At 69.6% G+C, this 18,581-nt stretch carries 15 protein-coding genes; 4 read left to right on the forward strand and 11 right to left on the reverse strand.

What is annotated here, in order from left to right; genetic code table 11:
- Positions 1-53: 53 nt before the first annotated feature.
- Together NJE57_RS13395 and NJE57_RS13400 are read right to left on the reverse strand one after the other, a co-directional pair.
- Positions 54-1,562 carry a phospholipase D-like domain-containing protein gene (locus NJE57_RS13395; protein ID WP_319029064.1) on the reverse strand — a complete coding sequence of 503 codons (1,509 nt, stop codon included), beginning with the start codon at positions 1,560-1,562 and terminating at the stop codon, positions 54-56.
- 8 nt (positions 1,563-1,570) lie between these two features.
- Complete coding sequence (locus tag NJE57_RS13400; RefSeq protein WP_319028949.1) at positions 1,571-2,737, reverse strand: amidohydrolase family protein; 1,167 nt, start codon at positions 2,735-2,737, stop codon at positions 1,571-1,573.
- Between the two features lie 135 nt (positions 2,738-2,872).
- Between NJE57_RS13400 and rraA the strand changes: the two genes are divergently transcribed.
- Positions 2,873-3,355, forward strand: coding sequence for a ribonuclease E activity regulator RraA (rraA, locus tag NJE57_RS13405; RefSeq protein ID WP_319028950.1), 483 nt, complete (start codon positions 2,873-2,875; stop codon positions 3,353-3,355).
- A 64-nt stretch (positions 3,356-3,419) separates the two neighbouring features.
- On the opposite strand, the gene NJE57_RS13410 is transcribed toward rraA, so the two are convergent.
- From NJE57_RS13410 to NJE57_RS13440, 7 genes are all read right to left on the reverse strand, one after another.
- Positions 3,420-3,809, reverse strand: a complete 390-nt coding sequence (locus tag NJE57_RS13410; RefSeq protein ID WP_319028952.1) for a hypothetical protein — start codon at positions 3,807-3,809, stop codon at positions 3,420-3,422.
- A 95-nt stretch (positions 3,810-3,904) separates the two neighbouring features.
- On the reverse strand, positions 3,905-4,459 hold the full coding sequence (locus NJE57_RS13415) for a hypothetical protein (RefSeq protein WP_319028953.1): 555 nt from the start codon (positions 4,457-4,459) through the stop codon (positions 3,905-3,907).
- The gene (locus tag NJE57_RS13420) at positions 4,460-4,672 is read right to left on the reverse strand and encodes an RNA-binding S4 domain-containing protein (RefSeq protein ID WP_413464416.1); all 213 of its coding nucleotides are present in this window, start codon (positions 4,670-4,672) and stop codon (positions 4,460-4,462) included.
- A 109-nt stretch (positions 4,673-4,781) separates the two neighbouring features.
- Positions 4,782-5,135 (reverse strand): hypothetical protein, encoded by a 354-nt coding sequence (locus NJE57_RS13425; protein ID WP_319028955.1) that lies wholly within the window; start codon positions 5,133-5,135, stop codon positions 4,782-4,784.
- A 124-nt stretch (positions 5,136-5,259) separates the two neighbouring features.
- A complete protein-coding gene (locus tag NJE57_RS13430) occupies positions 5,260-6,732 on the reverse strand; it encodes a glutamate synthase subunit beta (protein ID WP_319028956.1) in 1,473 nt (490 codons plus the stop codon).
- A complete protein-coding gene (gene gltB, locus NJE57_RS13435) occupies positions 6,725-11,326 on the reverse strand; it encodes a glutamate synthase large subunit (RefSeq protein ID WP_319028957.1) in 4,602 nt (1,533 codons plus the stop codon). The genes NJE57_RS13430 and gltB overlap by 8 nt, the downstream gene beginning before the upstream one ends.
- A 262-nt stretch (positions 11,327-11,588) precedes the next feature.
- On the reverse strand, positions 11,589-12,785 hold the full coding sequence (locus NJE57_RS13440; RefSeq protein WP_319028958.1) for a hypothetical protein: 1,197 nt from the start codon (positions 12,783-12,785) through the stop codon (positions 11,589-11,591).
- A 228-nt stretch (positions 12,786-13,013) separates the two neighbouring features.
- Between NJE57_RS13440 and NJE57_RS13445 the strand changes: the two genes are divergently transcribed.
- Entirely contained in the window at positions 13,014-14,294 is a 1,281-nt protein-coding gene (locus NJE57_RS13445; protein WP_319029065.1) for a DUF4921 family protein, read from the forward strand.
- A gap of 61 nt (positions 14,295-14,355) precedes the next feature.
- Here the strand turns inward: NJE57_RS13445 and NJE57_RS13450 are convergent, their stop codons facing one another.
- Positions 14,356-14,874: a hypothetical protein gene (locus NJE57_RS13450; RefSeq protein WP_319028959.1), complete on the reverse strand. Its 519-nt coding sequence runs from the start codon at positions 14,872-14,874 to the stop codon at positions 14,356-14,358.
- A gap of 108 nt (positions 14,875-14,982) precedes the next feature.
- On the opposite strand from NJE57_RS13450, the gene NJE57_RS13455 reads away from it, so the two are divergent.
- Positions 14,983-16,146 carry a DUF4185 domain-containing protein gene (locus tag NJE57_RS13455; protein ID WP_319028960.1) on the forward strand — a complete coding sequence of 388 codons (1,164 nt, stop codon included), beginning with the start codon at positions 14,983-14,985 and terminating at the stop codon, positions 16,144-16,146.
- 7 nt (positions 16,147-16,153) lie between these two features.
- On the opposite strand, the gene NJE57_RS13460 is transcribed toward NJE57_RS13455, so the two are convergent.
- Positions 16,154-17,653 carry an AAA family ATPase gene (locus tag NJE57_RS13460; protein WP_319028961.1) on the reverse strand — a complete coding sequence of 500 codons (1,500 nt, stop codon included), beginning with the start codon at positions 17,651-17,653 and terminating at the stop codon, positions 16,154-16,156.
- A gap of 226 nt (positions 17,654-17,879) precedes the next feature.
- Between NJE57_RS13460 and NJE57_RS13465 the strand changes: the two genes are divergently transcribed.
- Positions 17,880-18,575 carry a hypothetical protein gene (locus tag NJE57_RS13465; protein ID WP_319028962.1) on the forward strand — a complete coding sequence of 232 codons (696 nt, stop codon included), beginning with the start codon at positions 17,880-17,882 and terminating at the stop codon, positions 18,573-18,575.
- Positions 18,576-18,581 lie beyond the last annotated feature (6 nt).

The following is an 18,581-nucleotide window of genomic DNA, read 5'->3' on the forward strand; positions in this document are numbered from 1 at the left end:
AACAGGGCCCTGTCGGCCCACGCAGGCAAAGCGTACTACTGCGGTGCCGGACACTACTGAAGTGCCGAACTCAACCGCGCGACGTTGTCGACGTAGCGTCCCGGCCAGGGGCGGCGCTGCCAGGTCTCCAGTCCGAGGGACGTGCTGTCCTCGAGGTAGGCGTCCACCGCCTCGTTCATCTCCGCCAACGCCTCCCCACCGAGGACCAGAAGGCTGATCTCGAAGTTCAGGTTGAACGAGCGCTGGTCCATGTTGCTCGAGCCCACCACCCCGCCGTAGTCGTCGATCAACAGCATCTTGGTGTGCAGGACCGCCGGGGAGCGGAACCGGTTGATCCGCACCCCGGCCTCGAGCAGCGCACGGAAATAGGACCGCTGGGCGTGGTGCACCATGAACTGGTCCGCGTGATCGGGGACGAACAACTCCACGTCGACGCCCCGGTAGGCCGCCGAGGTGACCGCGTGGAGTAGCGCCTCGTCCGGGACGAAGTACGGACTGACGATCCTGATCCTGTGCTCGGCCTGTCCGATGAGCTGGGTGAACATGCGCAGGTTCGGCTGCGTGCGATAGCCGGGACCAGACGGGACGAGTTGGAATGCGCTGACCGGGTCACCGGCGGTGGGGTCCCCCGCCACGTGTCCGGTCGTCACCGAGCTGCCGCCGGACAGTTCGTCGAGGGTGCCGATGACCTCACCGCATTCGGAGTACCAGTCCACGGCGAAGACGCCGTTCATCGCCTGGACGATCTCCCCCCGTACCTCCATCATGAGGTCCACCCACTCCCGGCCGAGCCGGGTGTTGCGCGGGCTGCCGTAGTTGCGCGCGATGAGGTTCTGCGAGCCGATGAACCCGTGGCGGCCGTCGACGATGAGCATCTTGCGGTGATTCCGGAGGTCGGGGCGTCGGAACCTGCCGACGAACGGGTTGATCGGCAGCATCAGGTGAAGCTCGACCGGCGAGTGACGCAGGCGCCGCCGCAACCGCTTGAAGCCCCGGTACCGCAGGGACCCGAGATGGTCCACGAGCACCCGGACCGTCACCCCCCGCTCGGCGGCCTCGACCGCGGCGGTGAAGAACTCGTCGGTCTCGTCGTCCCAGGACTGGGCGTAGAACTCGACGTGCACGTGGTCCCGGGCGGAGCGCACAGCAGCCGTCATCGTGGCGAGAGACGTCGCGTAGTCCGAGTGCAGACCCACGAACTCCCCGGACATGCAGGGGATCGCGGTGAGGTTGCGGTTCATCTCGAGGATCGTCCGCACCCCGGGTTGGACCCGCACACTGTCGGGGACCGTGGGCCACTTCTCCAGCGCTTCCTCGTAGAGCCGGTTGGCCTCGGCCTGGATGATGTGGCGTCGGCCTGTGAGGTACGGGTTGCCCAGCAGGAGGAACAGCGGCACCCCGACGACGGGGATGAACAGGATCGCCAACAACCAGGCCTGCGAGGAGGACGGTTGTCGGTTCTCCGGGACCATCCCCAGGGCGAGGATCTTGAGGGCGTACTCGGTAATGAGCAGCGCCGAGGTCACGCCGTCCGGGAACGGGATGAAGGCCAGTCGCTCCATCGCGGGGTTCACGTTGTGGTTCGGGACAGGACCGCGCCCCGGGGCAGGGCGCGGGCATCGACGAACCGGCCGTCCGTCATGGTCCAACGCACCACTCCGGCAAGGGCCCGCTGCGCGTAGACCGAATCGGCCGAACCAAGCTCACGGACACCGGGGAGGACGACGAACGCCTCGTCGTCCGCGACCGCGGTGAAGTCCGCCCGTAAACCGGTGCGGATCTCCCCCCTGTCCTCGAGACCCACGACCGCGGCCGTCTGCCCGGACATCCACTGCGCCACGTCCGCGAGGTCGCATCCCCGGCGCCGCGCCTCCGTCCACACGACCGACAACCCGAGGCGCGCCGAGGCGATCGCGTCGATCGTGCCGTCACGCAGGGCGTCCCAGAGCAGCTCACGGGTGGCGGCGTCCGGAATCGGCGGATCGAGTCCGGCGGTCGCCGCGCCACCGAGGGTGACCTCCGATACCAGGGCGAGCAGGTGCGGACTCGTCGAGGTGCTGACGGGCAGGCCCTCCGCCCGGGCCGCCCGCAGGAGGGGCAACTCCTCGGCTTCGGCCACCGCGCGCAGGTGCAACCGGCCACCGGTCCGGCGACACACGTCCAGCAGTGCGGGCAGATCGTCGACCCCCGCGTCCGCGGCGAACAGACCTCCGAGGCCGGCGACCTCCTCCGCCGCCTCCGTGAGCCGGGCGCCTGACAAGGTGGGCGTTCCCGCCACTCCCTTGCCGTCCGCCACCGCGGAGATGCCGAACACCCCGTGGTCCAGCAATTCGCCGAGACGACCGAGGTTGCCCGGGACGGCGGCGCCCCACAGGCCCACGTCGACGAATGACTCTCCGGTCACGCCGTCGCGCCAGCGGTCCACGTGGTCTGGTTCGGTGGCGGTGGGATCGCCGTTCGTGCCGTAGTCGATCACCGACGTGATCCCCCCGAGGGCGGCCGAGCGGGTGCCCACCGCGACGTCCTCCGTGCTGACGTGTGGATCGACCAGTCCCGGCATCAGGACGACGTCATCACCGAGAGCGAGCGTGTGGTCGCCCGCCAGCCCGATGTCGCGGGCCTCGGACCCGGTACGCACGGACGAGATCACGCCGCCGTCCACCGCCACGGCCGCCTGCTGTATGCGTCCGTCGATCACGGCGCGGCGGGCGTGGATGAGGAGTTCGTACCTGGCCACGGATCGTCCCTCCTACGTCTGGAGAGGGCGCGGAGTCGCCCTCGGCCGCCATTGTCCCCCACAGGCGCGGTCTCCCGGGGCCAGGTCGCCCGATAGCGTGGAGTCGAGACCGAACGCATACCAGGAGGGCCCGCCATGACCGACACCCCGACCGGATTCATCCCCACCGCGGACCTCGTCGACGAGATCGGCGAGGACGTCCGCAGTTGCGACACCCAGTTCCGCGACCTCGGAGGCCGCACCGAGTTCTCCGGCCCTATCGCCACTGTCCGCTGTTTCCAGGACAACGCCCTGCTCAAGATCGTTCTCGGAGAGCCCGGCGAGGGTCGGGTCCTGGTGATCGACGGCGACGCCAGCGTGCACACCGCGCTCGTCGGCGACCTCATCGCGGAACTCGGACGGTCCAACGGCTGGGCCGGCGTGGTGGTGCACGGCGCGATCCGCGACTCCGCCGTCGTGGGACAGATGGACTTCGGGTGCAAAGCCCTGGGCACCAACCCGCGCAAGTCCAGCAAGACGGGCGACGGGCAGCGCGATGTCACAGTGAGTTTCGGCGGGGTCGACTTCGTCCCCGGCGACATGCTCTACGCGGACTCCGACGGAATCGTGGTGCGCTGAGCCCTGGTTGCGCGCGGGGCCCACGTGGTGCGCTCGGCACCCGAAGGTATCCGCTACGCGGGGGTCAGGACGCCCCGGCCAGGCTGGCGACCGGGCCGACGGACAACGTGCCGATCGACGCCTCCGGCCCGTAGCTGCCCAGGGATCCGGGCGCGTAGGACCCGGTCGCGTTGGGCAGGTCGACCGAGAGCGCGACGGAGCCGGTGTTGATGATCATCGAGAGCAGATCCATGAGCGAACCGGTGCCGAATGAACCGTAGCCCAGGCTGCTGAGGGAATCGATCATCTCGGGGGTGATCGTCATACACCGACCCGCGTTCGTGAACGTCGTGATCTCCACGCAGTACGGCTCCGCCGACTCCTCGGTCGGCGCTGCTGTCGCCGTCCCGGCTCCGGCGAGCAGGGCGGCGGCCGTCAGTGCGGTCGAGGCCGCGGCGAGAATGGTCGTGCGCATGACTGGGGCCCTCCGTGTATCCACCCCACCCGGGCGTGGGGCCGTCCGGGTGGAGTGTAGCGGGTATCACACCGGCATGGCCGGTCGACCACGTGTCAGGCCTCGCGCCGGATCCAGCGCAGCAGCGGTCCGAGCGACACGCGGTCGGTGAGGTCCAGTCCGCCGAGTTCGAGCATCGACTCCTCCTCCGGGGTGCGGTCGGGTTTCCGACGCAACGCGGCCAGGGCCGTCCTGACCCCGAGCCGCTGGCGGAACCCGAGTTGGTCAGGTGTCACCACACCGCGCAGTTGGAACAACTTGAGGTCCCGGAGTTGGTCTGCGGAGAACTCGCTCGACATGAGGTCGATCCGGGCGTCGTCGGTCACCGGGGTGGGGCCGACCATCACCACCGCGACCCGGCGTCCTGCCTCCACGAGCGCTTCCCAGTTGTCCTTGATGAACCCCGATCCACCCAGGCCGCCTCCCGGGCGCATACCGGTGACCAGCACGACGGTCCCGGCCACCACGAGCTCGCCGGGATCCACCGCGTCGTGGTGCGAGGTGCGGGTGTCGAATTCCTCCGCCAACCATCCGGCGTAGCGACGGGCCCCCGGGTCGTCGTCGTGGAGCACCACCGGGGCGGGAACGGAACCGGACGTCATCTCGTCCATTCAGACCTCCCCCTGCCCGTCACGGGCGACCACGCGGGCCGCACGTCCTCCGAACGACACCACGTCGCCGTCGACCAGTCCGCGACCGCGACGCACGTCCACCTCACCGTTGACGCTGACCGCACCCGCGGCGACCGCGTCCTTGGCCTCCGCCCCGGAGTCGAGCAGCGACGCCAGCTTGAGGAACTGCCCCAGTGTGAGCTTGCTCTGCAGGTCACACTCGACGTCGTCTACTGGTGGTCCGGCCGGCGGTGTCGCCCGCGCGGCCCGTCCCCGTCCTGCGATATGGCGGCTCATACCGCCGAGCTTATCGACCGCGGCGTCACTCGGCGTGATCCGAGGGTCGGGCCCGCTCCTCCCCGACCACCGAGCGGCCACGTCGCGTGACCACCGCCAGACCCAACGCTCCGGCGACAAGGGCGGCCCCCGCCAACGCCAGCGCGACGGTCTGCACCCCGGAGATTCCCAGGGAGGTCGAGTCCGCCCCCTCCTCCGACTGCGGGGAGTCTCCCTCCACGGGGAGCGGGGGGAGTTCGCTGAGCACCGGCAGATCCGACACCTCGACCCGCGCGCCGGGGCCGGGACCCGTGACCTGGGCGGACGCCGCCGGCCCGCCGACCATCACGATCGACAGGCACAACGCGCCTATCACGGCGGCAGGGCGACGGCGGACCATGGTTGCCTTCCGTGACGACGGCCGGGGCGGCCTGGGGCGATTGTGCCCTCGATCTTAGGTTCTCTTAAGGCACCACGGTACCCTGGCCCGCCCCGGACCGCGTCCCCCGTCTGTAGACCCCTGGTCAGCGTTGTGCGACGTCCGTGGGTCGGACGGGTGACGGAAGTGCGGTCTCCCCCATGAGGAACCGGTCGACCGAGGCCGCCGCCGCGCGCCCCTCGGCGATCGCCCACACGATGAGGGACTGACCGCGCCCCATGTCACCGGCGACGAACACGCCGTCGACGTTGGTCGCGTAGGTGCCGTCCCGGTCCACGTTGCCCCGGTCGCTGAAGTCCACGCCCAGATCGGAGCACAGTCCGCTCTTCTGCGCGCCGGTGAACCCCATCGCCAGGAGGACCAGGTCCGCCGGGTACTCGAAGTCGGTGCCGGGCACCGCCTCGAACCGCCCGTCGACCATCTTGACCTCGGAGCCCTTGAGGGCGGTCACGTGGCCACCCTCACCGAGGAACTCGGCGGTGGAGACGCTGTAGACGCGCTCGCCGTTCTCTTCGTGCGCCGACGCCGTGCGGAACATCAGCGGGTACATCGGCCACGGTGTCGAGGCCGCACGGGTGGCCGGAGGCCTGGGCATGATCTCGAAGCTCTTGACCGATTTCGCGCCCTGGCGGGTGACCGTGCCGAGGCAGTCGGCGCCCGTATCGCCGCCGCCGATGATGATCACGTGCTTGTCGCGTGCGTGGATCTCGGGCAGCCCGTCGGAGTCCACCACCGGGTCACCGACGGCGGCCTTGTTGGCCAGCGGGAGGAAATCCATGGCCTGGTGGATACCGTCGAGTTCGCGACCCGGGACCGGCAGGTCACGACGCAGCGTGGCACCGCCACAGAGTACGACCGCGTCGAACTCGCTGCGCAGCTGCGAGGCGGTGATGTCCTTACCCACGTTCACGCCGGCGCGGAACACCGTGCCCTCCGCCTCCATCTGGGCGAGGCGACGATCGATGATCTCCTTCTCCATCTTGAACTCGGGGATCCCGTAGCGCATGAGACCACCGATGCGGTCGTCGCGCTCGAAGACCGTCACCGAGTGACCGGCGCGGGTGAGCTGCTGCGCGGCCGCCAACCCCGCGGGGCCGGAACCCACGACCGCCACCGACTGGCCGGTGCGGAACGAGGGGATCACCGGATCCATGGGGCCGTCCGCCCACGCCTGTTCGGCGATCTCCACCTCGATCTGCTTGATCGTCACCGGCGGCTGGTTGATCCCCAGGACGCAGGAACCCTCACAGGGCGCCGGACAGAGTCGACCCGTGAACTCGGGGAAGTTGTTGGTCGCGTGGAGGCGATCCACCGCCGCGTCCCACTGCCCGCGGTGCACGAGATCGTTCCACTCCGGGATGATGTTGCCGAGCGGGCAACCCTGGTGGCAGAACGGGACACCACAGCTCATGCAGCGACTGGCCTGTGTCTGCAGGTCGCTCTCCGGCAGGGTCGTCGACTCGTAGACCTCTTTCCAGTCCATGATCCGCAGATCCACCGGACGACGCTCCGGGAGCTCTCGCTCGGTGTGCTTGAGAAAGCCCTTCGGGTCAGCCATTTGCGGCCTCCATGATCGCCTCGTCCACGTTGCGTCCGTCCTTTTCCGCCTGCTCGATGGCCAGCAGCACCCGCTTGTAGTCGCGCGGCATGATCTTGGCGAAGTGGTTCACGTTCTGCGCCCAGCCGGACAGGATCTCGCGGGCCCGGGTCGAGTCGGTCTCGTCGGCGTGCTGCTCCACGATCTGGTGCAGGAACTCGACGTCCTCCGTCAGCAGTTCCTCGATCTCCACGAGCTCGTCGTTGAGGTTCACCGGGAGCTCGCCGTGCGGGTCGTAGAAGTACGCGACGCCACCCGACATACCGGCGGCCACGTTGCGACCGGTCGAGCCGAGCACCACCACCTTGCCGCCGGTCATGTACTCGCAGGCGTGGTCGCCCACGCCCTCCACCACCGCGGTGACCCCGGAGTTCCGCACGCAGAAGCGCTCGCCGACCATCCCTCGCAGGAAGATCTCGCCGCGGGTGGCGCCGTAGCAGATCACGTTGCCCGCGATGATGTTGTCCTCGGCCACGAAGTCGGGGGCCGCGTCCTCGGCGGGCCGCACCACGATCCGGCCGCCCGACAGCCCCTTGCCCACGTAGTCGTTGGCGTCACCGAACACCCGCTCGGTGACACCCGCGGCGAGGAATGCGCCGAACGAGTTGCCCGCCGAACCCGTGAAGGTCAGATCGATCGACCCCTCGGGCAGCGCGGCCGCTCCGTGCGCCTTGGAGATCTCGTGACTGAGCATGGTGCCCACCGAGCGGTTCACGTTGCAGATCGGGTAACGGCCGGTTGCCGGGCCGGACGACGGATCGAGGATGACGGACTTGAAGTCCTCGATCAGCGTGCGGTCCAGCACCCCCTCCAGCTTGTGGTCCTGCTGCTTGGTGCAACGCAGGTCCTGGTGCATGAAAGGCGAGTCCGCCTGCGCGAAGATCGGCTCCAGATCCAGTTTGGCCACCCGCTTGTTGTGGGCGAAGGCTCGCGACTTGTCTAGGCACTCGGAGTGCCCGATCGCCTCGTCGAGGGACCGGAAGCCTAGCTCGGCCAGGTACTCGCGGACCTCCTCCGCGATGAACTCCATGAAGTTCACCACGTACTCGGCCTTGCCGTTGAACCGCTCACGCAGCACCGGGTTCTGCGTGGCCACACCCACGGGGCAGGTGTCGAGATGACAGACACGCATCATGACGCAGCCGGCCACCACGAGCGGGGCGGTCGCGAAACCGAACTCCTCGCCGCCGAGCAGGGCCGCCACGATCACGTCACGGCCCGTCTTGAGCTGGCCGTCGACCTGCACCACGATACGGTCACGCAGGCCGTTGACCAGCAGGGTCTGCTGTGTCTCGGCCAGGCCGAGCTCCCAGGGGCCGCCGGCGTGCTTGAGCGAGGTCAGCGGCGACGCGCCGGTGCCACCGTCGTGACCGGAGATCAGCACGACGTCGGCGTGCGTCTTGGACACACCGGTGGCGACGGTCCCCACGCCCTGCTCCGCGACGAGCTTGACGTGGATCCGCGCCTCGGGGTTGGCGTTCTTGAGATCGTAGATCAGCTGCGCCAGGTCCTCGATCGAGTAGATGTCGTGGTGCGGCGGCGGAGAGATCAGGCCCACGCCCGGCGTGGAACCACGGACCTCCGCGATCCACGGGTAGACCTTCCCCGGTGGGAGCTGGCCGCCCTCACCCGGCTTCGCGCCCTGCGCCATCTTGATCTGGATGTCGGTGCAGTTGCTCAGGTAGTTGCTGGTCACGCCGAAGCGACCGGAGGCGACCTGCTTGATGGCCGACCGGCGCCAGTCGCCGTTGGGGTCCGGGCTGAACCGGGCGATCGACTCGCCGCCCTCACCCGAGTTCGACCTGGCGTGCAGGCGGTTCATGGCGACCGCGAGGGTCTCGTGCGCCTCCGCCGAGATGGAGCCGTAGCTCATCGCGCCGGTGGAGAACCGCTTGACGATCTCCGATACCGGTTCGACCTCCTCGATCGGCACCGGTGAACGGTCGCTCTTGAGATCGAACAGGCCGCGCAGCGTGGCGAGGCGCTCCGACTGGTCGTCGACGAGCTTCGAGTACTCCTTGAAGATCTCGTAGCGGCCGGACCGTGTGGAGTGCTGGAGCTTGAACACCGTGTCCGGGTTGAACAGGTGGTACTCGCCCTCACGACGCCACTGGTACTCACCACCGATCTCGAGCTCGCGGTGCGCGGCCTCCTCGGGACGGGGCAGGAAGGCGAAGCGGTGTCGCCGCGCCACGTCCTCGGCGATCTCGTCGAGCCCGATCCCGTCGATCGGGCTGACCGAGCCGGTGAAGTACTCGTCGCACAGTTCCTGCGACAGACCGGTGATGTCGAACAGCTGGGCGCCCGTGTAGGAGGCGAGCGTGGAGATGCCCATCTTGGACATCACCTTGAGCACGCCCTTGGCGGCCGCCTTGCGGTAGTTGGCGCAGGCCTGGACCGTGTCGATCCCGGTGAGGTCGCCGGTCTTGACCAGCTCGTCGATCGACTCGAACGCCATATAGGGGTTGATGGCGTTGGCGCCGTATCCGAAGAGCACCGCCATGTGGTGCACCTCGCGGGCGTCGCCCGACTCCACCACCAGGCTCACTCGGGTACGGGTCTTCTCCCGGACCAGGTGGTGGTGCACGGCGGAGGTCAGCAGCAGTGACGGGATGGGCGCGTTGCGCTCGTCGGACTCGCGGTCCGAGAGCACGATGATGGCGGCGCCCTCCTCGATCGCGTCCGAGACCTCACGGCGGATGCGGTCCAGGGCGATGCGCAGACCCCGTCCTCCGTGGGCCACGTTGTACAGGCCGCGAACGGCCACCGAGCGCAGCCCCGGCCGGGACTCACCCGCCGCCTTCAGTGTGGCCAGTTCGGTGTTGCCGAGAATCGGGTTCTCGAGCTTGATCTGCCGGCAGGATTCCGGGCCCGGGTTGATGAGATCGCCCTCGGGCCCGAGCGTCACCCCGTAGCTGGTGACCATTTCCTCGCGGATGGCGTCGAGCGGCGGATTGGTGACCTGCGCGAAACGCTGGGCGAAGTAGTCGAACAGCATCCGGGCCCGCTCAGAGAGGACGGGCAGCGGGGTGTCGGTGCCCATCGAGCCGATGGCCTCGGCCCCGGCGCCGGCCATCGGGGAGACGAGGATGCGCAGTTCCTCCTCGGTGTAGCCGAAGACGCGCTGGCGCAGTACCACCCGCTCGTGACTCATGATCTGGTGCTTGACCTGCGGCAGGTCCCCGAGGCTGACCATTCCCTCGTCGAGCCACTGCTGGTACGGGTGCTCGGCGGCGAGCTCAGCCTTGATCTCCTGGTCGTCGATGATCCGCCCCGCGGCGGTGTCGACCAGGAACATCCGGCCCGGCTGCAGGCGGGTCTTGCTGACGACCTTGTCCTGGGGGATGTCGAGGACACCCACCTCGGAGGCCATCACGACGAGTCCGTCGTCGGTGACCCAGATCCGCGAGGGGCGCAGGCCGTTGCGGTCGAGCACCGCGCCGACGACGGTGCCGTCGGTGAACGTGATCGACGCCGGGCCGTCCCACGCCTCCATGAGAGTGGCGTGGTACTCGTAGAACGCCCGCTTGGCGGGGTCCATCGTCTTGTGACGCTCCCAGGCCTCGGGGACCATCATCATCACCGCGTGCGGGAGGCTGCGACCACCGAGGGTGAGCAGTTCGAGCGCCTCGTCGAACCGCGCGGTGTCCGAGCCGCCCGGGCTGCAGATGGGCAGCGCCGCCGCGAGGTCCTCGATGTGTTCGCTCGACATGAGCGACTCCCGGGCCCGCATCCAGTTCTCGTTGCCGCGGGCGGTGTTGATCTCACCGTTGTGCGCGACGTACCGGAACGGATGCGCGAGCGGCCACGCCGGGAAGGTGTTGGTGGAGAAACGGGAGTGGACGATTCCCAGGGCGGACTCGATGCGCTCGTCCTGCAGGTCCACGTAGAAATCGGGGAGCTGCTTCTCGGTGAGCATGCCCTTGTAGACGAAGGTCCTGGGGCTCAGCGACGGGAAGTACACGGTCTCCGACCCCAGGTCGCCCTTGCCGGCGCCCTTGGAGCCGAGTTCGTGCTCACACCGCTTGCGGACCACGAAGCACTTGCGCTCGAGCGCCAGCTCGGTGAGCAGCGCTCCGTCTGCACCTGCGGCCTTGACGAAGATCTGGTGGATGGTGGGCTGGGCGTCGCGGGAGATCGCGCCGACCGTCGAGTCGTCGACCGGGACCTCACGCCATCCGATCACGGTCACGCCTTGTTCGGCGGCGATCCGCTCCACCATCCGCTTGGCGTCCATCGCGAGCATGCGAGATTGGGGGAGAAAACAAAGGCCGGTAGCGTATGCACCGGCCTCGGGCAGCTCCAGGTCCTGCTCCTCACGCATCACCTCGCGGAGGAACCGATCCGGCACCTGGATCATCAGGCCCGTGCCGTCGCCGGTGTTGGCCTCGGCTCCGACGGCGCCCCTGTGCTCGAGATTCACGAGCGCGGCGATCGCCTTCTCCACGATGTCCCGGGACTGACGTCCGTACATGTCCACGACGAACGCGACACCGCAGGAATCGTGTTCATATTCAGGGCGGTACAGGCCTCTGGGGCCGGGAGTCATCATCATCTGCTCGCCTTTGCTTGTCGACGGGCGGACTCCGTGGTGGCTGGAGCACCCGTACTCAGAGCACCGAGGTTCTCTGACCCGGAAATAATATGGGGTTAAGGGTGAACCCGCACAATTCGGATTGGCCAACCGACGCCTTCTGACGTGGAACGCCGATTCCACCTTGTGAGATTTCTCTCTGAATCAGGGCTCTACCGACTCCGAAATGTCGACCGCCCCGCCCCGAGTGGTCCACTCGGGGCGGGGCGGTCGACTGTTCAGATCAGCCGATGGCGGGCAACGGCGGCAGGTAGACGCCCGGTTCCCCACCGCGACCGTTCGGCGCATCCGGACCCGGCGCCGGCGGCGCCTCGGGGACAGCCACCGGCGCGGGCGGCATCCAGGGCAGCGGAGGCAGGGCCACACCGAGGTCGGCGATCGACTGTTGGATCATCGGGGCCGCTGCGACCGATCCGCCGATGAGGACCACCGGGAGCAGGATCGGCAGCGAACCGGCCGCGGACCCGGCCGAGCCGAGCGGTGCGAGCGACGCCGTGAGCGAACCGAGGGGGGCGAGAGAACCCGCGGCCGAACCCGGATCCACCGAGCCGGGCTCGAGCGAGCCGGGATCGAGCGACCCCTCAGCCGAGTCCGGATCCAGGGATCCACCTTCACTGTCGGCCTCCAGCGAGCCGGGATCGAGCGAGCCCTCCATCGAGCCCTCGTCAGACCCGGCATCAGAGCCCGCCGACAACGGAGCGAGCGAACCCGGCTCCAACGACCCCTCCATCGAGCCCTCGTCAGACCCGGCATCAGAACCCACCGACAACGGCTCCAGCGAGCCGGGCTCCAGCGAACCCTCCATCGAGCCCTCGTCGGACCCGGCATCAGAGCCCGCCGACAGCGGAGCGAGCGAGCCCTCGTCGGAACCGGAGGAACCGAGCGTCAGGAGCAGCGTCAGCGCCGCGAGCGATCCACCTTCGGCCGAACCCGGGTCCACCGAATCCGGGTCGAGCGAACCGGGCTCCAGCGAACCCTCCATCGAGCCCGGGTCCAGCGACCCGGCATCAGAACCGGCCGACAACGGCTCCAGCGAACCGGGCTCCAGCGAGCCCTCCATCGAACCCGGGTCCAGCGAACCGGGCTCCAGCGAGCCCTCCATCGACCCGGCCTCGAGGGAACCGGGATCCAACGAACCCGGCTCCAGCGAACCGGGGTCGACCGAGCCCGGATCGAGGGAACCGGATTCCAGCGAGCCGGGCTCGAGTGATCCGGGCTCCAGCGAACCCCCCAGCGAACCGGGCTCGAGCGAACCGCCTTCACCGGAACCGGCCGAGCCGAGCAGCAGCTCGAGGTTCAAGTCGAGTCCGGCGTCGAGCGATCCCTGGGCGTGTGCGACGGCGGGAGCACCGGCCGCGGCGAGCAGAGCGGCACTGGTGACCGCCACCGCACGAAGATGTAGTGCACGTTTCGATGTCATTTGCTCGTCCTCTATCTCTCGGAGACTCATGCAGGATCGCTAGCACCGATCCTTATGCCTGCTAGGCACATCGTGAAAACTCAGGATAGTGTTACTTCTGTCACAGTTCCACCGGTGAGGGCGAACCGCACACCTCGTCGTCGTCGTCCGTTCCCCCCGACCACCTAGTCTCGGCGGGTGACCACCACGCCCGGCGTCCCGCCGCCCCCGGCCGCGCCCCTGCGCCGGATGGCGGACGGGACCGTCAAACAGATGAACCCCTTCACCGGCACTCAGGTCTGGACGGTCCCCGGCCGCGGCAACCGACCGATCGACCATCCCCCCGGCGCGGTGGCCGCCGTGGACCCCGGCGAACCCGAGGCGCACTGTGCGTTCTGCGTGTCCCGCCTCCGTGAGACCACCCCCGAGAAGTCCCGCCTGGTGCGCGACGGCGACGCCTGGACGGTGGTGGACGAGGTGGCCCCGGACGACCTCGATCGCACGGTGCCCGAGTTCCGGCTGTTCGGGAACCTCTTCGAGATGGTCTCGCTGGACTACTGGAAGGCGGTCCACGGCTACCGGATCCCCGCCCGGGCGGCAGCGCACCAAAGCGCCTACCTGGCCGGCGAGGCCGGTGTCGAGCACGTCCGTGCGCTGGTCCGCGCCCGGATCGCCGCCGCGCAGGGCGATCCGGCGGGAGTCGACTCCATGTCCACCGACGAGCTGGCCGCCCGCTCCCAGAGTTTCTTCGGTGGATGCCACGACGTGGTGGTCGCACGCCGTCACCTCACCGACGGCGCGACCAGCACCGACCGGCACGCCTCCTCCGGCTCCCTCACCCCGGAGGAGCACGAACGGTTCATCTCCTTCACCGTGCGCGCCATGCGGGGGCTGTACGGCGACAACCCCCACGCCCGGTACGTGTCCGTGTTCCAGAACTGGCTGCGGCCCGCCGGGGCGTCGTTCGCGCACCTGCACAAGCAGCTCGTGGCGATCGACGAGATCCCGGTGAAGACCGGTCGGGAGCTGGCCGCCCTCGCCGGCGAACCGGGCCGGTACAACACTCTCGGTGTCGACCACGCGGCCGCGGAGGGGCTGGTGCTGGCGGCCAACGCCCACGCGGTGGCGGTGGTCGGGGTCGGGCACCGTTATCCCAGCCTGGTGGTCTACTCGCGCTCGGCGGCGAGCGAGCCGTGGCAGCACTCGCCGGACGAGCTCCGCGGGGTCTCCGATCTGCTGCACGCATGTCACGCGGCCACCGGTCCCCTGGTGCCGACCAACGAGGAATGGCACACCCGGCCCCCGGGGGTCGATGCGGCCATGCCGTGGCGGATCGTGCTCAAGTGGCGGATCTCGAATCCGGCCGGGTTCGAGGGCGCGACCGGCGTCTACGTCAACACGATCGACCCGTGGGCCCTGCGCGACCGGGTCGCGCCGCGGCTGGCCGAACTCCGCGCGGCGGGCCGGATCGCCGACATGGCGCTGGGGACGGAGTGCGACGACGTGCGCGGGTCACTGCGCTACAGGTGACGAAGAACGGTGACGACGACGAGGTGATCAGCCCCGTGCCGTGGGGCTGTGGGGCCGTGGGCTAGCTCGCGGGTGACGCCCGCCCCCGGGGAAGCGCTGCGGCGGTGGCCTCTCGGATACCCGGTACGGAGGCCGGGATCACGACGGGGCCGGAGAGCGACGGGTCCAGCAGCATCGCGGTGGGGGTCTCCTCCGAGCCCCTGTTGATACTGCGGCAGAGTTCGTAGGCGTCCTCGTCCCGCCAGATGTTCACCCAGTGGACCTCGAGGCCCTCGCGGGCGGCCCGCCTGCGCAGCGCAGCGGAATACGGACACCCGGGACGCCACAGCACCACCACGGCGTGCTCCAGGCAGGCCGTGCTCCGCACCGCCTGCAGTGGTTCGTGCCCGGTGAGGCGCAGCGGCGAGTTCCAGAGGGCCACGACGGTGGCCCCCACCAGGACGGCCACAGCCGACATCGCACCGTGTCCGAACCCGACGACGACCCAGGCGAGGGCGCACCCCAGCGCCATCACGGCCACGGGGCCGGTCCAGTGGCCGGGGACGATCTCTCGCCCCGCCCGGGCGAAGGGGTGAGTCACGCGGACGACCCTACGCCTCCCGGACTCCGCGCCGCCGGTGCATCAACTGAATTGTGATACGTCCACGAACAGGGTTCCCGCCTCCACCGTCGCGGTAGCGTCAGCACCATGACGGACTCGCCACCGCCGACCACGGCCCCGCCGAGAAGCACCCGCAAGATCCGCGACCTCACCGGTCCGGGGATCACCACCCGGTTCGGCATGGAGGGCACCGACCTCGGAATCGTCGCCCGCGCGCCGTCCGGGCGACTGCTCGCGGTGTTCGGGGACACCTTCGCCGGCGCGGGAATGGGCGCGCCCCACGTGGGTCGGCCGCACCCGGGTATCGCCGGGACCGCCCCCACCACGGACGAGCGCCCGGGGCCCGGCAACCCCGACTGGAGGTCCCCCGTGGGGCTGTTCTCCGACCGGGACGCCACCGGCGGAGGTCTGCGCTGGGTGGGCGCCGCCGGCCCGGGTCCGGAGGACTACGCGGGGCAACTCATCGACTACGTCCACGGCCGGGGGTGTTCCACCGTCCTCCCGAGCGACGTCCTGACCATCGACGACACGATGTACCTGCACGTCATGGTCAACGAGGGGCTCGGTACGGTCACCCGCACCGAGATCCACCGCTCGCGCGATGACGGCCGGACGTGGGAGCCGACCGGGGTCACGCTGTCCCCGCGGCTCGAGGGCGGGCACCGCCAGCTGTGGACCTGGGAGTCCGGCGGAGACGGTTTCGTGTACGCCATGTCCACCGGGTTCCAGCGGGACAAGGGGGTCATCCTCATGCGGATCCGCGAGGAGCACCTCGCCGATCCCGACCTCACCGGGTGGCAGACGTGGGGTTTCCGCGACAGCGCCTGGGACTGGGGCAACCCCACGACCATCGTGCTGCCCGGCCGCATCGGCGAGATGTACCTGCGGCGCTGCGAGGACTTCTGGACCCTGACCTACTTCAACGCCGAGCACTACCGGATCGACTGCCTCACCTTCCCGCACATCGGGGCCGACCTGGTGGACCGGTCGGTGACCGCCCACACCACGCTCCTGCCCGGGTGTGCCTGGGGCGACGAGTCCGACGGCTCCGATCCGACCTCCGGACCGGCGCGGGTCGCCCAGCTCTACTGCGGCTGTCCGATCCCGGGCTCCACGCCGGAGGAGTGGCACTTCGTGGTGAGCCAGTGGAACACCCACGATTCGGCCGCGGGACCCGCCGGCTGGCCGTACCGGTCCATGCAGTTCGTGGGTTCCATCCCCCGCCCACCCGGGGCGCCGGCACGGCGCTGACGGCGCGTCAGGCCCAGGGCAGCGGGCCGAGTTCGCGCCGCGCCCACCGCCGCACCGCGTCGTCGGACCGGGGATCAAGGTCGGTGGTGTCCACCTCGAGGGCATCCGGCCACGGCGCCAGATCGGCGAGCTGGTCGGCGAGGACCGCCGCCGTCGCCTCGGACGGGTCCGTACCGGCGCGCCCCCGCTGCTCGATCCGTCGCACCAGTTCCGCATGGAGGGCCGTGCACGAGATCTCCACCAGCTCGGCGTGCGCGTCGGCGGCCACGGTCTCCGCCTCCGCCCGGCGGCGCGGATCCAGCCAGGTGGCGTCGAGGACCACGCTCCGGCCGAGCGCGAGCAGCTCCTCGGCCCTCCCGAGCATCCGGGAGTAGACGGCGGAGACCGCCTCCGGCGAGTAGCGGTCCGGGAGCGAGCCGGACCGGAGGTCGTCCGACCGGAGCAACTCGGCCCCCGACGCCTCGGCCAACGGAACGGCGAGAGTGGACTTTCCCGACCCGGACACCCCGCCCACCAGGATCAACCGGACACGGGCGCGCAGAAGTGCGTCAACGGCCCTGTCCGCCAACTGCAGTGCGTGACGCGCGTCCGCCCCGCCCCCCGCCGACTGCGCGGCGCGGATCGCGGTGACCTTGGAGCGCACCAACGCGCGGTAGCCGATGTAGTGGTGGACCAGCGAGGGCGGGGCGTCATCTCCCGAGAAGTCCCGGTACGCCCCGAGGAAGGCCACGGCGAGGTCCCGTGCCCCGGAGCCGTCGAGATCCATTGCCAGGAAGCCGGCGTCGAGCATCGCGTCCCCGAACCGCAGTCGGTCGTCGAACTCGAGGCAGTCGATCACCCGGGGCCCGTCGTCCAGCAGGTAGACGTCGGCCGCCAACAGGTCCCCGTGGCCGTCGACCACCCGGCCGGCCGCGACGCGGGCCGCGAACAGCCGCTCCCTCCCGCGGAGGTACTCGCCGGCCAACCGTTCGAGGTCCTCGACGATCTCCGGGGCGTCCTCGCCCACGCAGAGGCGGCGCAGGTGGTCGAGGGAGACCTTCCAGAGGCCTGCGACCGACTCCGCGGTGCCCACCGAGTCGATGGCCCCGGTGCGCGGGCTGGCGGCGTGGAGGTGGTCGAGCTGCCGGGCCACCTCGCGCACGCCCACCTCGAGGTCCGGGGCATCGACCGGGTGGGTGCCCGAGCCACGCGAGAGCACCAACGACTCCAGACTCCTGGCCGAGGGCAGCCGACGCATCCGCACCACGTGATCGATCACCTCGCCGTCGGGACCACGGACCTCGAGGACGCCGTCGTACACGTCCGGCGCCAGGCGACTGTTGAGTTCGACCTCCCGCCGACTCTGTTCTGCCCTGGCCCGGACCGTGCTGTTGTCGAGGAACCCCAGATCGATGGGCTTGCGCACTTTGTGAGCTTCGTCACCACAGAGCACGATGAGAGCGCTGTGGGTCTCGACGACGGCCGGGCGTAGGTCATGCATCGGGGCGGCCCCCGAGTGGGTGTCCATATCGCCAGCCTAGGCAGGCACGACGCACTTCGCGGCCGACCCGCGGGGTTGGCGACACCAGCCCCCCTCGCGGTATGTGACCGGAGTGTTACATCAAGAAACTCCCAGGTACGGGCCCCCCTGACAGCATCTGGAATCGCTTGTAGGGTCGCCGACACACCTCGGTACGACACGAGGTTCCGCGATGAGAGACATCGGGGTCTATGTAGATCGGAGATGTTCATATATGACGAACTCGCACCGCAAGGCCACCAACAACACCACCGCCAAGATCGCCGCCGTCGGCGCGTTCGGAATCGGTGCCGCCATCGCGTTCCCCGGTCTCGCCGCCGCGCAGGAGGCTCCCACCAGCAGCCTCTCCGACCTCACGACGGAGACCGGCAGCCTCTCGGACCTCACCGCCGAGGACGGCAGCCTCTCTGACGTCACCGGCACCGACGGCAGCCTCGACGGCGCCCTCGGCACCGACCTGAACCTGGACCTGGGCAGCCTGGCCATCAACCTGAACCTCGACGCCGAGGCCTCCAACCCGGGCTCGGTCGAGTTCGGCAGCCTGGGCGTCTCGCCCAACACCGGCAGCGACATCGTCGACAGCGGCTCCGCCGGCGACACCGCCGACTCCGGCTCGCTGAGCACGGGCTCGCTGAGCGAGGGCTCCGCCGATGACGGCACCGAGACCGGTTCGGCCAGCGGTTCGCTGGGCGAGAGCGGCTCCGATGAGGGCACCGACACCGGCTCGGCCACGGGCTCCGCCGACGAGGGCACCGACACCGGCTCGGCCACCGGCTCCGCCGACGACGGCACCGCCACCGACACGGGCTCGCTCGACACCGATGCGCTGGCCGGCCTGAGCTCCGGCGCCATCGAGGGTGACGTGGACGCGGGCGTCGACGCCGGCGTGACCACCGGCTCGCTGGGCTGATACACG

It is taken from the genome of Dietzia sp. PP-33, from assembly GCF_033790845.1.
In the GTDB taxonomy this organism is placed as follows: domain Bacteria; phylum Actinomycetota; class Actinomycetes; order Mycobacteriales; family Mycobacteriaceae; genus Dietzia.